17 protein-coding genes are annotated in these 12730 nt (G+C 60.7%); 8 read left to right on the top strand and 9 right to left on the bottom strand.

The window, feature by feature from the left end:
* Window positions 1–67: 67 nt before the first annotated feature.
* Both HK436_RS12890 and HK436_RS12885 read right to left on the bottom strand, forming a co-directional pair.
* Window positions 68–814 (bottom strand): ferredoxin reductase, encoded by a 747-nt coding sequence (locus tag HK436_RS12890; protein ID WP_024350791.1) that lies wholly within the window; start codon window positions 812–814, stop codon window positions 68–70.
* On the bottom strand, window positions 807–1412 hold the full coding sequence (locus HK436_RS12885; RefSeq protein ID WP_024350792.1) for a sulfite oxidase-like oxidoreductase: 606 nt from the start codon (window positions 1410–1412) through the stop codon (window positions 807–809). Before HK436_RS12885 ends, HK436_RS12890 begins: the two co-directional genes overlap by 8 nt.
* 302 nt (window positions 1413–1714) lie before the next feature.
* Between HK436_RS12885 and nadE the strand changes: the two genes are divergently transcribed.
* The 7 genes from nadE (at window position 1715) to HK436_RS12855 (ending at window position 6159) form a co-directional block, all read left to right on the top strand.
* Complete coding sequence (gene nadE / locus HK436_RS12880) at window positions 1715–2596, top strand: NAD(+) synthase (RefSeq protein ID WP_051141593.1); 882 nt, start codon at window positions 1715–1717, stop codon at window positions 2594–2596.
* A 234-nt stretch (window positions 2597–2830) separates the two neighbouring features.
* Entirely contained in the window at window positions 2831–3304 is a 474-nt protein-coding gene (locus HK436_RS31395; RefSeq protein WP_024350794.1) for a peroxiredoxin family protein, read from the top strand.
* A gap of 3 nt (window positions 3305–3307) precedes the next feature.
* Window positions 3308–3799 (top strand): DM13 domain-containing protein, encoded by a 492-nt coding sequence (locus tag HK436_RS12870; protein WP_024350795.1) that lies wholly within the window; start codon window positions 3308–3310, stop codon window positions 3797–3799.
* An 8-nt stretch (window positions 3800–3807) separates the two neighbouring features.
* Window positions 3808–4461 carry an MFS transporter gene (locus HK436_RS31390; RefSeq protein WP_244649338.1) on the top strand — a complete coding sequence of 218 codons (654 nt, stop codon included), beginning with the start codon at window positions 3808–3810 and terminating at the stop codon, window positions 4459–4461.
* Window positions 4428–5066 carry an MFS transporter gene (locus HK436_RS31385; protein ID WP_312860673.1) on the top strand — a complete coding sequence of 213 codons (639 nt, stop codon included), beginning with the start codon at window positions 4428–4430 and terminating at the stop codon, window positions 5064–5066. Before HK436_RS31390 ends, HK436_RS31385 begins: the two co-directional genes overlap by 34 nt.
* 150 nt (window positions 5067–5216) lie before the next feature.
* Window positions 5217–5828 carry an AzlC family ABC transporter permease gene (locus tag HK436_RS12860; RefSeq protein WP_312860592.1) on the top strand — a complete coding sequence of 204 codons (612 nt, stop codon included), beginning with the start codon at window positions 5217–5219 and terminating at the stop codon, window positions 5826–5828.
* Between the two features lie 34 nt (window positions 5829–5862).
* Window positions 5863–6159 carry an AzlD domain-containing protein gene (locus HK436_RS12855; protein ID WP_024350798.1) on the top strand — a complete coding sequence of 99 codons (297 nt, stop codon included), beginning with the start codon at window positions 5863–5865 and terminating at the stop codon, window positions 6157–6159.
* A gap of 105 nt (window positions 6160–6264) precedes the next feature.
* Here HK436_RS12855 and HK436_RS12850 read toward each other — a convergent pair whose 3' ends face one another.
* The 7 genes from HK436_RS12850 to HK436_RS12820 form a co-directional block, all read right to left on the bottom strand.
* Complete coding sequence (locus HK436_RS12850; protein ID WP_244648934.1) at window positions 6265–6795, bottom strand: hypothetical protein; 531 nt, start codon at window positions 6793–6795, stop codon at window positions 6265–6267.
* Complete coding sequence (locus HK436_RS12845; RefSeq protein ID WP_231729029.1) at window positions 6792–7289, bottom strand: hypothetical protein; 498 nt, start codon at window positions 7287–7289, stop codon at window positions 6792–6794. Before HK436_RS12845 ends, HK436_RS12850 begins: the two co-directional genes overlap by 4 nt.
* A 169-nt stretch (window positions 7290–7458) precedes the next feature.
* The gene (locus tag HK436_RS12840; protein ID WP_024350801.1) at window positions 7459–8427 is read right to left on the bottom strand and encodes a magnesium and cobalt transport protein CorA; all 969 of its coding nucleotides are present in this window, start codon (window positions 8425–8427) and stop codon (window positions 7459–7461) included.
* A complete protein-coding gene (locus HK436_RS12835) occupies window positions 8424–9128 on the bottom strand; it encodes a glutathione S-transferase N-terminal domain-containing protein (protein WP_024350802.1) in 705 nt (234 codons plus the stop codon). Before HK436_RS12835 ends, HK436_RS12840 begins: the two co-directional genes overlap by 4 nt.
* A gap of 134 nt (window positions 9129–9262) precedes the next feature.
* Window positions 9263–9802 carry a peptide-methionine (S)-S-oxide reductase MsrA gene (gene msrA, locus HK436_RS12830; protein ID WP_024350803.1) on the bottom strand — a complete coding sequence of 180 codons (540 nt, stop codon included), beginning with the start codon at window positions 9800–9802 and terminating at the stop codon, window positions 9263–9265.
* Between the two features lies 1 nt (window position 9803).
* Window positions 9804–10247: a peptide-methionine (R)-S-oxide reductase MsrB gene (msrB, locus tag HK436_RS12825; protein WP_024350804.1), complete on the bottom strand. Its 444-nt coding sequence runs from the start codon at window positions 10245–10247 to the stop codon at window positions 9804–9806.
* A 148-nt stretch (window positions 10248–10395) separates the two neighbouring features.
* On the bottom strand, window positions 10396–11271 hold the full coding sequence (locus HK436_RS12820; protein WP_024588018.1) for a LysR family transcriptional regulator: 876 nt from the start codon (window positions 11269–11271) through the stop codon (window positions 10396–10398).
* A 225-nt stretch (window positions 11272–11496) separates the two neighbouring features.
* Between HK436_RS12820 and HK436_RS12815 the strand changes: the two genes are divergently transcribed.
* Entirely contained in the window at window positions 11497–12723 is a 1227-nt protein-coding gene (locus tag HK436_RS12815; RefSeq protein WP_024350806.1) for a bifunctional alpha/beta hydrolase/OsmC family protein, read from the top strand.
* Window positions 12724–12730: the final 7 nt, after the last annotated feature.

Here is a 12730-nt window from a genome sequence, read left to right as displayed (position 1 = left end):
AAGCCTTTCCCGGACAGAGCTTGAGCTGGGCGCTCCCGCGTGATGGGATGCGATCATCTGGCCGCCCCTACCCACCGTAGCGCTCGGTCTTGATGATCGAGACGCCCAGCCCTGCCGACAATGCGCCGTCCGTCGCGATGTTGACGAAACCGTTCGACCCGCAAACGAACACGTGGCCCGGGTCGCGACCGAGACGTGCGATTGTCGCCTGGACCATCCCATCGTCGATCCGTCGGCCATAGTCCGAGGCGCGCTTTGGCGCTTCTCGCGTAATCGCGAGCGTCAAGATGAACGTGGGATCGCTCATCTCGATTGAGTGGAGTTCGCTGGAGAAGAGCACGTCCTCAGCGGTTCGCGCCGACAAGAGCAGAGCGACTGGAACGGCCTGTGCCGATGCCCGACGCTGCCGGATCATCGCCATCAGCGGCACCACGCCTGAACCTGCGCCGATCAGCAGCACCGGCTTGTCGGTAGGCTCGGGCCAAAGAAAGTGGCCTCCAAGCGGTCCCCTGAGTTCGATCTCGTCGCCGGCTGCGGCGACGTCGTGGAAGAATGGCGAAACTTCGCCATTCGGCAGGCGCTCGATGGCGAGTTCCAGGATCGGTGAAGAGCCCGCCGACGATGCGATCGAATAACTGCGCATCGCCTGATAGCCGTCTGGGGCGGTCAGCCGGACGTCGACGTGCTGGCCTGCTGTATGGACGAATGGTTCCTGCAATCGCAGGAAAAAGCTCTTGATACTCGGTGTCTGTTGGACGATTTCGTCGATCACGCCTGACTGCCACGACGCGGGTTGCGCATCGAACTCAGTCATGGGTGTACCGTTGCTCGCGCCACGGATCACCGTAGATGTGATAACCGCGCAACTCCCAGAACCCGGCCTCGTCGCGAGTGGTGAACTGCAGCGCATTCACCCACTTGGCGGACTTCCAGAAGTAGAGATGCGGAACAAGAAGGCGCGCCGGTCCGCCATGGTCGCGGGGAAGCGGCTGGCCCGCGTAGCTCAGCGCGACCATAGCTTTGCCGGACAACATGTCCGCGAGCGGAACATTCGTCGAATAGCCATCGTAGCAGTGCGCGAGAACGAAGTCTGTTGGCTGTTTAACTTCAGCGTCAGCGAGGATGTCCTCGATCAGCACGCCTTCCCACTTCGTGTCGAGCTTGGACCAGGACGTGACGCAGTGAATGTCTTTGGTCACTTTGGTCTTTGGAAGGGCGTTGAATTCACTCCAACTCCAGACCTTCACGGGTCTCGGACCGATCTTGACCGTGAACTTCCAGTCGGACGTCTCGATACGAGGCGTTGGCCCAGCGGTAAGAACGGGAAAGTTCTCCACGAGATGTTGACCTGGCGGAATACGGCCCTCGTGGTCGCCGCCTGAACCGCGGCCGGTGAAACCTCTGGTGACCATGCCGAACCCCCTTGCTCGTCACGACAGACCGACCGACTTCATCTCAGGCTAATGCGTAGATGACCCTCGCAAAGGAAAGATATCGAGCGGATCGCAAAGCTGATGTTCAGACAACCGGGTGTTAAATCAGTAGAGACACGCAATTCATCACTATGACTCGCGATAATCCCGCCTCGACTATAGCTTTATATCAGACTGCTTTCCCAATGCCCTGTCGCTATAGTTTCGATAGCTTTGAATCGGTGTTGCGTGAGCGTTATGGCTCGTGGGACAGAGAAGCTTCGCGAGGTGAGGTCGCCAGCATGCGACTGCGGCGTGCCCAGGAGGTCGTCATTCCCATCCAAGACGAGATTATCGCAGCGCTCGGCGTTTCGGCGTCGTTCGATGCCCGACGCGAGGCGGCAGAACGCGCCGCCTTCCTCCGCGACTATCTGAGGTCGTCGGGGCAGCGAGCGTATGTGCTTGGAATCAGCGGCGGCGTCGATTCCCTGACGGCGGGCCTAATCGCGCAATCGGCCGTGAAGGATCTGCGTCAGATCGGGTACGAATGCGAGTTTGTAGCGGTGCGGCTGCCCTATGGCGAACAGATGGACGAGCGCGATGCTCAGCTTGCCTTGTCAGCCATCAGGCCCGACCGCGTTGCGGTGATCAATATAAAGCCCGCGACCGACGCGCTGTGGAGCGAGATGACAGGCTCCAATTACGAGTCCGCCGACCCCGGCCTGCGCAGTACGGTGCTCGGGAACATCAAGGCACGCCAACGGATGGTCGCCCAGTTTGCTCTCGCGGGGACCCTGGGCGGCCTTGTGATTGGCACGGACCATGCAGCCGAAGCGGTGATGGGTTTCTTCACAAAGTTCGGCGATGGCGCGGCCGATGTTCTCCCTCTCGCCGGTCTCAATAAGCGGCGCGTTCGCGCGATCGCGTCTCATCTGGGCGCCCCGGCGGAACTGATCAGTAAGGTTCCCACGGCAGATTTGGATGACGCGATGCCGTTACACCCCGACGAAGACGCCTACGGCGTGACCTATGATGAGATAGACGATTACCTCGAAGGAAGGGGTGTGGCCCAGGCGGCGGTCGAGACGATCCAAAGAGCGTACCGAGCCACCGCGCATAAGCGCGCGCTGCCTGTGGCCTCCAACGTGCAGCTTCTGGCGCCGCAAGGGTCGAACGGACGCTAAATTTGCTCCCGCCTAGGACATAGAAACTATGTCACGCCGCTATTGGAAAAGACCGGCGTTGGAATTCATAGTCATCCACGTAAACTCGTGGCCTCGTCGGGTATAGTCGAGACAAGATTTTGGTCTTATCGACTATTTGACGCTCGGGCCGTGGGGCGGTGAAGTATAGCAGTTCCCCTGCGCTCGCGAGTTTTCGCTGCACGTCGGGCACATGCTTCGTGTTCGGAGAGAGGGATGAGCGCGGCCGATCGTCAAGCGCCAGAGCTTCGCATTCATCGGTGGATCGCCGTGGATGGAAGCGACCTCCAGACGCCGATCAAGCTATCGGATCTTGGCGTAGGGCCGAAGATCCTTTTCGCGTTTCAGCACTGGTGCAGGGGCTGCCATCTGCATGGGTTTCCCACACTGCAGAAATTGCATGGTGCGCTGGAGTCCAGAGGCGTCGGATTCGCAGTGATCCAGACGGTCTTCGAAGGAGCGCACGAAAATACATTCGACAAGTTGCGCATCAATCAGGTGGAGTACCGTCTCCCCGTCGCCTTCGGGCACGACGAACCGCCGCCTGGTGCTGCGTTTCCAACGTTCATGGAGGATTACCGGACACGGGGAACGCCGTGGTTCACGGTCATCAATGCCGACGGTCGCATCGTCTTTTCGGATTTCCACCTGGACGCGGATCGTTTGGTGGCAAATTTGGAGAGCTCGTGAAACATGCCACGGTGGCTTATTCTAGCCTGCACCCACTTCGTCGTTGGCATCACAGGCTTTGCTGCCGGCATCTACACGCTGCCTATCCTCACCGCGCCGGCGTCGCCCACTGAAGCTGCGTTGAGGAGTTCGACGCCTGAGGCGCTCTATTCGGGAAAGCTTTCTCGTGATCTAGCCGGCAGCGACCTGCTGCACTGGGGTGAAGGCGAAGTGCAGATCCTGCCTCACCGGATCGCACACATCGGCCGTCTCTCTCCCGGGCCGGACTACAAGCTTTATCTCGCCCCGCACTTCGTCGAGACCGAGGAAGCGTTCCTCGCGATCAAGGACGCGTCGGCCCGGGTCGGCGATGTGAGGACGTTCAACGGCTTCATTATGGAGGTGCCCGCCGACATCGACGTTCGCGACTACAGCGCCGTTGTCATCTGGTGCGAAGCCTTTGATCAGTTCATCAGTTCTGCGGCGTATCAGCCTCCGCGCCAGGCTCGGAAATGAGTCAGGCGATGAACAGCGTGAAGGCGGCCTGCGCGCGGGGGCTCGTTTTGGCGCCGGTCGCAGCGCTATTGTTGAGCGTCGCCACGTTGCTCTTGGGCAATGGTCTACTGGGTACGCTCCTGATCGTGAGGGCTGGGGAGGAAGGCTTTTCAGCTCAAACGATCAGCGCGATGATGTCCCTATACTTTGCGGGCTTCACCATTGGCGCTCTCACGCTGCCCAAGATGATCGTGTCCGTGGGCCATGTGAGGACTTTCGCTGGCTTCGCCGCGATGGCTTCAATGACGGCTCTTCTTCATGTCGCATTCGTGGAGGCAAACGTATGGATGCCGCTTCGCCTTGTGACCGGCTTCGCCTATGCAGGCATGATCCTAGCGACTGAGAGTTGGCTCAACGCGCACGCGATTCAATCCACGCGCGGTCAGCTTTTGTCGATCTTCGGCGTTGTTTCGATGGGTTCATGGGCCCTTGGTCAAGCGCTGCTCAACATCGCGCCGCCTACAGACGTGACGCTATTCCTGTTCGTCTCGCTGCTGATATCTGCGGCCGTCGTCCCCGTCACGCTACTGCCCAGTCATCCCCGGCCGAGGTTCAACAGGAGCCCGTCGCCTTTCGCGATCTCGTTGCAATTTCGCCCCTTCCGTCGGTCGGCGTTTTCCTAGCCGGCCTGGCCATCGGCGGCTTCTGGGGACTAGGCCCCAATTTTGCGCAGAGGATTGGCCTCGATGTGGGCGGCATTTCTGCGTTCATGGCTGCGGTCCTTGGTGGAACGCTCGTGCTGCAGTGGCCATTGGGATGGCTATCGGACCGCGTGTCGCGGACACTCGTCATTGCCGGCGCCGCCCTGGCTTCCGCGGCGGCTGCGATCGGCGTAGCGCTGGCTGCGGAGGCGCCTCTGCCTGTGCTACTTGCGGCGGGCGCGCTGTTCGGCGGCTTCGGTATTCCCATCTATTCGCTATGCCTTGCCGTTGCGAATGACGACCTTCCTGCGGGTCGGCTGCTGGGGACCGCTCGCGGACTTCTCCTACTCAACGGGATCGGAACCGCCGCCGGGCCGCTCATCGGAGGCCTGGTGATGGACCTCCTCGGCCCTGGCGGCCTGTTCCTCTACGCAGCGGCACTGCTGACTGCCCTGGCGGTCTTGGCCGGTGTCCGCAGGCACTCAGACCGCTCGGTCAAGACGAGAGCAACACGCTGCCCGAGCACGGCGATGATCACCGGGTCGCTCGACGCGATGATACGAACCACGGCGGATCAGCGCCGCTGAGACGCCTATGCCGACGACCGAAGGATTGCCAGTCGGCTGTTAGAGGAGCCTGGCTGAGAACAAGGCGGAACGTGTCATGGATGAGAGCGTGAACGCTCTAGCCGCGAGAAACGCATACGAGGCTAAACGGGGGCGATCGCCATCCTCCCGTTGGCCTTGGGGGCCAGCGTGTACGGCTTGGCCTTTGGTTTCCTGGCCGTACAGGTAGGTTTCCCGTGGTGGGGCGTCGCGATCATGAGCGCCTCTACCCATGCGGGCTCTTCGCAAATCATCGCGGTTGAGCAGTTCGCTTCCACAGGTGTCGTGTTGGGCGCGGTTCTGGCCGGTGCGTCGCTCAACCTGCGCTATGTCGGCATCATCGCCTCTTTATCCGAGGTGTTGGCCGGCTTGTCGCTGAGGAAGAAGCTCTTCGCCATCCACATTACTGGCGACGAGAACTGGGCTTTGACGATGTCCGAGCGGGCGAAGTCCCCCGATGTCGGAGCACCATTCCTCATAGGCTCAGGGCTGGTGAACATCTCCATGTGGACAGCCTCCACGACGCTCGGGGCCTTGCTTGGCGCCGCGCTGCCCGATCTCGGACGCTTTGGCCTGAGCTTCGCGTTCACGGCGGCCTTCATTGCGATGGCGCGAGGTCTGTGGCGGGGACGTTCCCAAGTTCTGCCATGGACCATGGCGCGGCAGCGACCATGGCCGTCATCTCGCTCGGCATGCCCAAAGCTTACGGGATCATCGTCGGCGCATTCTTCGGCTTGGTGGTGACCTTCTTGAAGCGCAGGATCGAGGCGGCAGCCCGATGAGCGCTTCGCACTGGGTTGTTGTCAGTTTGCTCGTTGTGGCTGCGTTTGCGATCCGGGTCGCCGGATTGATTGCCGGTGAACGAATTAGGGTTTCCAGGCAGGCTTGGGTTCTGGACGAGTTGCCTGGGCTGATCGTGGTCAGCTTGGTCGCGTCGTCGTTGATCGGTCAGCCACCTCCAACCTGGATCGCGGCCGGTGTCGCGCTGGGTGCAGCGATCGCCACGAACCAGGTCATCGTGGCGATGGTATTGGGAATGCTCGCCTACGCAGGTCTGGGGTGGCTTAGCTCGTAAGTGCCGATCATCTGAGAGAAGCGGCAATGGGGAGGCCGGAGGTCGTCCAGTAAGGCTGCGAACGTCGATGGCCCGCACTCACGATCCGAGGACCGCGGGTCCCGCCTACGCAACAGCCTCCACGGTCAAATCGCGGCCATTGAACTGCACCGTTTCCCCGGCTCGCGCGCCTTCGATCGCCTCGTAGATCGGGGCCATCGTCGAGATGCCCATCAGTTCCTGCCCATGACAAATGAACCTGCCAGTCGAGACCGAAATGACGAAGTGCTTACCGGACAGCTTGACGACGGCGCCTTCCGAGACTTCTGACTTTGGTCCAAAATCGATTGTCCGGAGTTTGTCGAGCTTATCAACATAGTCATCGAGAGTGTCATCGAGCGCCTCAGCAAAGTCGCTCGCCACCTCGGCTTGCGCCTGCTCGTCGTTCTCGATCGGCTCGCTGCGATCGAGGCGCGCGGTGGAGACGTAATCCAGATACTTCTTGCGAGCGCTTTGCAGCGCCGCGGTTTCAAGCGACAGCATTGTCTCGCGAATATGGTCCTTGTTCCAGTCCATCTCTGCCTCGTTATTTTTGACCTTAAGGGGCATCCCATCCATCGTTGGGGTCTGGGTTTTCCCGCGCTCCGCCGACATCATTCGTCGGTAATAACGTCTTCGCCCTGGTAGGGAATCCTGATCAGCCGGGGATCCCGAATAATGCTCGTCACGAGCCAGACGTATGATTGTTCTGCTGTATCGAAGCCGAGGATGCTGAAGGCTCCCCCGAACGGGCATGCCGGAAAGTCAGGGAAGCCTTCCCGCAAAACGTAACGCTCAGGGTCGCGATCAAACTCGCTTTTGTAGACTTTGCGCAGCCCATGCTTGCTCGGCACGTCGGCGTCACCGGCCGGAGCTGTTTCACGATGCTCAAGAAGCCGTTCGGACAGGTCACGGTGACATATCTCGTCGAACACATCGAAGGCATCGATAAGCAGACCTTTATGCTCGGTCGCCGGATCTGTGATGGCGTAGATGTTCGAAGCGTCTTCGGCTCCATCGCCGCTCTCAAGGCGTAATGCGGCATCGACACGAATGCTGCACGCGTCGAGGGTCGATCCGAGTTCGAGATCGACAAGAGCGCCGTCCTTCACACGGTACTCTCGGTCATAGCCCTTAGCCACGAAGGACTGTACGGCGTCCAGAACGTCTCTCACTTGAGTTGTCATCAATGCACCTCGAGTTCGGATTGTAGGGGTTGCGCGCCGACCGAAGGCGCGCTTTGGCTCCGCGACCGACCAGCACTGAAGATGCGGAGCACCATCATAGCCACTTGGCTCGCTTGAAGCGGACGAACAGGAAAAGACAGAACGTCAGCATTAGGCCGAGCACGACGAAATAGCCGTAAGCTGTGTCCAGCTCCGGCATGTTCCTGAAGTTCATTCCATATATGCCCGCGATGGCCGTAGGGACCGCGAGGATCGCCGCCCAGGCAGCGAGCTGGCGCGTGATGACGCCTGTCCTCTGCGCCTCAAGAAGGCTGCTGAATTCGAAGACCGTGGACAGCACCTGGAGGAGGCCATCGACCATGGACTGGACCCGATCGACATGGTCGGCGACATCGTTGAAGTACGGCCGCACCTCAGCGCTGATGCACGGGAAATGTCCGCGAACGAGCTTGCGCACCAGTTCCGCCATAGCGCCAAGGGTTCGCTGGAAACGCGTCAATTCGCATCGCAAGCCGAAGATGCGCGCGACCTCCGCCCGCCCCAGGAAGTCGTCGAGCGATCGCCTCTCCATCGCGAGCACGTCGTCCTCGATCATTTCGAAGATCGGCAGATACTGATCGACGATGCGGTGAAGGATGGCATGCAGGACGTAGTCGACACCCTTACCAAACTGAGCAGGCGAACCCTCAAGCTGCTCGCGAAGATTGCCAAGCGCTCCGGCGTTGCCGTGACGCACGGTGATCAGATGGTTGTGACCAGTGAAGATCGCGGTCTTGCCGTAGCGTATGCGGTCCCCAACCAGCTCGGCCGTCTGAGCGACGACGTAAAGCTCGCCGTTATAGACTTCGAGCTTCGGCGGGCACATCGGATGCATCGCGTTATCAATCGCCAATGGATGCAGATTGTAGGTCGACTGAAGCGCCCTGAGTTCGCTTTCCGAAGGCTCGCTGAGCCCAATCCAGCAGAAGCCAGATCGGTTCTTGTCGAGCTCAACCCGCTCGTCGATAGCGACTTCGCGGATGCGGCGACCCTCGTTGTAATAGTAAGCGGCGATGACGCTCATGCGGGCCTCGCAGGGATGACCAGGCCCCGCTGCACGGCTGGTCGAGCGAGGCCGCGATCCAACCAACCCCGGACGTTCCGGTGTTCGGCGATGCGCAACAGGTCGCCGGCGTCATAGGTGCTGACCAGGGCATTGACCCAGCCGAGCGTCGCGATGTCGGCGATGGAATAGTCGTCGACGATCCACTCGCGCCCATCCAGCTGGCGATCCAAGATCCCCAGCAGGCGCTTGGACTCGTCGGCGAACCGTTGCTGAGGCCGCTTGTCCTCGTAGTCCTTTCCGCCCCAACGCAGAAAGAAGCCCAGCTGACCGAACATCGGGCCGATCGCCGACATCTGGAAGAATACCCAACTCAGCACCTCATAACGCCTGGCTTGTCCCGGTGGAATCAATCGGCCCGTCTTCTCGGCGAGGTAAACGAGGATCGCACCGGACTCCCAAACGCCGAGCGGCTCACCATCGGGGCCTGACGGATCGATGATCGCAGGGATCCGCCCGTTTGGGTTCAGCGACACGAAAGCGGGGTCTTTGGCCTCGTTTGTGCTGATGTCGATAAAGTGGGGCTCGTATGGCAGGCCGGTCTCCTCGAGCATGATGGAGACCTTGACGCCGTTGGGCGTGGGCGCTGCATAGAACTGCAGGAGATCGGGATTGGAGGCAGGCCAGCGCTTGGTGATCGGATATGACGAAAGGTCTGGCATGCTGGGGCAATCCTACCAAATCGATGGCCGGCAAGCGGCATGACCGCTTGAGGGGCCGTACGAGGACCGCATCGTTCGCCGATGCGGTCCCATTGCTTGCGATGCAGAGCGCTATGTCGCGATAGGCGCTGCAGCTATTCTGCTGCCGCTCCGGTGGTAGGCTGGGTAGCATCAGCGTCTTGACGCTTGGGGAGCACCCAATTCGCGCGCGGGAAATGGCACGTGTAACCGCCCGGGCGCTTCTCGAGATAGTCTTGGTGCTCCGGCTCCGCTTCCCAGAAATCGCCGACAGGCTCGACTTCGGTGACGACTTTGCCGTCCCACAGTCCGGAGGCGTCGACGTCGGCGATCGTCTCCTCGGCGACCCGTTTCTGCTCATCGTCCACATAGTAGATGCCGGATCGATAGGAGAGGCCGCGATCGTTGCCTTGCCGATCTTTCGTCGTCGGGTCGTGGATCTGGAAGAAGTATTCCAGGATGTTACGGTAACTTGTCGCTGCCGGGTCGAAAATGATCTCGATCCCTTCAGCGTGAGTACCGTGATTGCGATAGGTGGCGTTCGGGACGTCGCCACCGGTGTATCCGACGCGGGTCGACACGATGCCGGGCTGCTTGCGGATCAGATCCTGCATGCCCCAAAAACATCCGCCTGCGAGAACAGCGCGCTGATGCATGTTACGCCTCCTCCACCTGATCGAGATATTCGCCGTAGCCCTCGGCTTCCATCTCATCGCGCGGGATGAAGCGAAGGGCGGCCGAGTTAATGCAATAGCGTAGTCCGCCACGGTCGGCCGGACCGTCGGGGAACACGTGGCCGAGATGGCTGTCGCCATGGACCGATCGAACTTCCGTCCGGACCATGCCGTGCGAACTGTCCCGCACCTCGTTCACGTGCGCGGGGACGATGGGCTTGGTGAAGCTGGGCCAGCCGGATTTCGACTCGAACTTGTCCGTCGATGCGAAAAGCGGCTCTCCGGACACGACATCGACGTAGATGCCCGGTTCTTTGTTATCGTTGTATTCACCGGTGAAGGCTCGCTCCGTGCCGTCTTCCTGGGTGATCCGGCGTTGCTCGGGGGTCAGGCGGTCGATCGCTGCCTGAGACTTTTCAAACTTCATGATCGTCTCCAATACTTGGTTTCAGGGCCAAGGCACATTACGGACATCTTATCTTGCTTGACGGTCACCTCGACTATCGCAGTGCCAATTATATTTATCCAATACGCTGTGCGTATAGTTTCGATAGCTCCGCTGTGATCAGCGGCGTTCAGTTCCACGCGTATCTGGCCGCCATCTGCGCGATCTTCCTGATCTCAACCGGCGCCGTGGAGCCAGAGACCGTCGCGATCACGACCTCTCGCTCGAGGACAAACCCATCGATCGGACGCGTAACCAAACCTTGGGCTGTAGCCGACCGCTCCGGAAGGATGCATATGGCCTCGCCGTCTGCGACGACCCGTTGCACCCAATCGTCACGATCGGACCGGAAGCGCGGCCGCATCAGTACCTCCCGTCGTGCGAAATGGTCTAGGATCTGCTCGCGAAACTCACACTTCAGACGATCAACGAACGGGAACTCCAACAAGTCCTCGCCTCGCACGATATCGCTCGCCGCGAGCGGGTGTTTCGCGGAACAGCCGAGTACGAAGCGCTCACGGAACAGAGGTCGCACATCAAGCTTGCGGTCCGGCCGCGTCTCGCGCGGCAGGATGCATGCGTGATACTTGCCCGACAGCACCTCCGATGTGTCTTCACTCGCCCCGAGCGAATGCATCTTGATCTCGATCGATGGCACTTCTGCCAACGCGCTTTCGAAGAAGGCTGTAAAAAGCTTCGGCCCGACGGTCGGGGCGACGGCGACGTCCAGCACCCGGTGCCTCCCCATGGCCCAGTTTTCAGAATGATGCCGAACACTTTTCATCGCGACTAACATGCGCCGAAACTCAGCCTCCACGTCCTGGCCAAGGCCGGTGAGACGGCTGTTCTTCCCATCGCGATAAATGAGCGGACCGCCGAGCTCTTCCTCCAAGCGGCGGATCGCGCGTGTCAGGCTTGGCTGGGACACACCGCTCAACCGCGCCGCTGCTGTAAAATTCAGCGTCTCGGCCAAGTTGATGAAATAGCTGACCTGATTGAGTTCCATAGCCCTTCGGCCTGCACGCCGTGAATGATGCCGCTTCAGGACCGGTCTTTTCGACCGCCACCAGAAGTATGCGCGACGCATATAATCACGCTTTAGGGGCTTGTCTATATGCGCCACGCATATAAAAAGAATGTCTTGGACGGCTAGTCCGGGCCTGATGGCGCTTCCGCCAGGGCCCAAGGGTTCCGGTGCACCCACTAAGTCGCCGTGGGAGGCTCGACGCTTATGACAGGAAGACCGTTCACGTTTCCCGGTGGTGGAGGCTCTGATCTAGCCGGGTATTTGGAGGCGCCCGAAGGTACGCCTCGCGGCTGGGCTATTTTCGCCCATTGCTTCACTTGCGGGAAAGACAGCCGCGCCGCCGTGTACATCGCACGCGCCCTCTCGCGGGCTGGCATCGGCGTCTTGCGGTTCGACTTCGCCGGCACCGGGATCGAGAGTTCTGCGGATGAAGCGATAAGCTTCGCTTCCGACGTCGATGATCTTAAGGCCGCCGCGGAGGCCATGGCTGTCGCCGGTAAGGCCCCCTCCCTCCTTGTCGGACACAGCCTGGGCGGCACGGCTGCGATCGTAGCCGCCGCCGACTTGCCGGATATCGCAGCGGTAGTGACGATCGGCGCCCCGGCTGATCTTCAGCATATATTGCGCGTCTTTCAACCTGCCGACCTAGACGCGATAGCGAGCGAGGGCGAGGCATCGGTGGAGATTGCTGGCAGGCCCTTCCTGATCCGCCGCAGTTTCCTTGAAACGGTCGACGAAGTGGACATCGAGAGGTCTATCGCTGCCCTTCGACGTCCGGTGCTTGTGATGCATTCACCGGTGGATCAAGTCGTGGGTATCGAGCACGCCTCGCGCATCTTCGTCGCGTCGCGCCATCCCAAGAGCTTTGTTTCGCTCGACACGGCCGATCACCTTCTCACCGATGTCGAAGATGCGAACTACGCCTCAGCTATGGTCGCAGCGTGGGCAAGCCGCTTCCTGCCGCCGCTCGCGGCGGACCTTCCGCAAGTCGAGTTAGCGAATGGAGTCGTGGCGTCGGAAACGTTGGCGGGGAAGTTCCAACTCACGGTCCGTAGTGGCGAGCACACGCTGTTCGCCGATGAACCAGAATCGGTCGGAGGTCTCGGCAGCGGCCTGTCTCCTTACGAACTGGTGTCGGCCGGACTGGCCGCCTGCACGGTGATGACAATGCGTCTTTACGCGAACCGCAAAGGCTTCCCGCTGGAGCGAGCGACGACGACCGTGCGACACGAGAAAGTGGCGGACATGATGCCTCCCGACCGCTTCACGCGCACCGTCTCTCTCGATGGGCCGCTCAGCGATGAACAGCGGGCGCGCATTCTGGAAATCGCGGATCGGTGTCCGGTCGACCTGACACTCGTCCGAGGCTCGGATGTGCAGACCGAACTTTCGAGCGATGCGCAGCCTGCAGGTGCGGCGCCGGCGAACTGATGTGGTG

The organism is Neoaquamicrobium sediminum, assembly GCF_013240295.1.
GTDB classification, from domain to species: domain Bacteria; phylum Pseudomonadota; class Alphaproteobacteria; order Rhizobiales; family Rhizobiaceae; genus Aerobium; species Aerobium sediminum.
This window is presented reverse-complemented; position numbering and strand designations above follow the sequence as displayed.

Excerpts from the sequence above, each read along its gene's own strand:
- HK436_RS12890 (WP_024350791.1), bottom strand. The coding sequence starts at position 814 with ATGACTGAGTTCGATGCGCAACCCGCGTCGTGGCAGTCAGGCGTGATC.
- HK436_RS12885 (WP_024350792.1), bottom strand. The coding sequence starts at position 1,412 with ATGGTCACCAGAGGTTTCACCGGCCGCGGTTCAGGCGGCGACCACGAG.
- nadE (WP_051141593.1), top strand. The coding sequence starts at position 1,715 with ATGCGACTGCGGCGTGCCCAGGAGGTCGTCATTCCCATCCAAGACGAG.
- HK436_RS31395 (WP_024350794.1), top strand. The coding sequence starts at position 2,831 with ATGAGCGCGGCCGATCGTCAAGCGCCAGAGCTTCGCATTCATCGGTGG.
- HK436_RS12870 (WP_024350795.1), top strand. The coding sequence starts at position 3,308 with ATGCCACGGTGGCTTATTCTAGCCTGCACCCACTTCGTCGTTGGCATC.
- HK436_RS31390 (WP_244649338.1), top strand. The coding sequence starts at position 3,808 with ATGAACAGCGTGAAGGCGGCCTGCGCGCGGGGGCTCGTTTTGGCGCCG.
- HK436_RS12855 (WP_024350798.1), top strand. The coding sequence starts at position 5,863 with ATGAGCGCTTCGCACTGGGTTGTTGTCAGTTTGCTCGTTGTGGCTGCG.
- HK436_RS12850 (WP_244648934.1), bottom strand. The coding sequence starts at position 6,795 with ATGATGTCGGCGGAGCGCGGGAAAACCCAGACCCCAACGATGGATGGG.
- HK436_RS12840 (WP_024350801.1), bottom strand. The coding sequence starts at position 8,427 with ATGAGCGTCATCGCCGCTTACTATTACAACGAGGGTCGCCGCATCCGC.
- HK436_RS12835 (WP_024350802.1), bottom strand. The coding sequence starts at position 9,128 with ATGCCAGACCTTTCGTCATATCCGATCACCAAGCGCTGGCCTGCCTCC.
- msrA (WP_024350803.1), bottom strand. The coding sequence starts at position 9,802 with ATGCATCAGCGCGCTGTTCTCGCAGGCGGATGTTTTTGGGGCATGCAG.
- msrB (WP_024350804.1), bottom strand. The coding sequence starts at position 10,247 with ATGAAGTTTGAAAAGTCTCAGGCAGCGATCGACCGCCTGACCCCCGAG.
- HK436_RS12820 (WP_024588018.1), bottom strand. The coding sequence starts at position 11,271 with ATGGAACTCAATCAGGTCAGCTATTTCATCAACTTGGCCGAGACGCTG.
- HK436_RS12815 (WP_024350806.1), top strand. The coding sequence starts at position 11,497 with ATGACAGGAAGACCGTTCACGTTTCCCGGTGGTGGAGGCTCTGATCTA.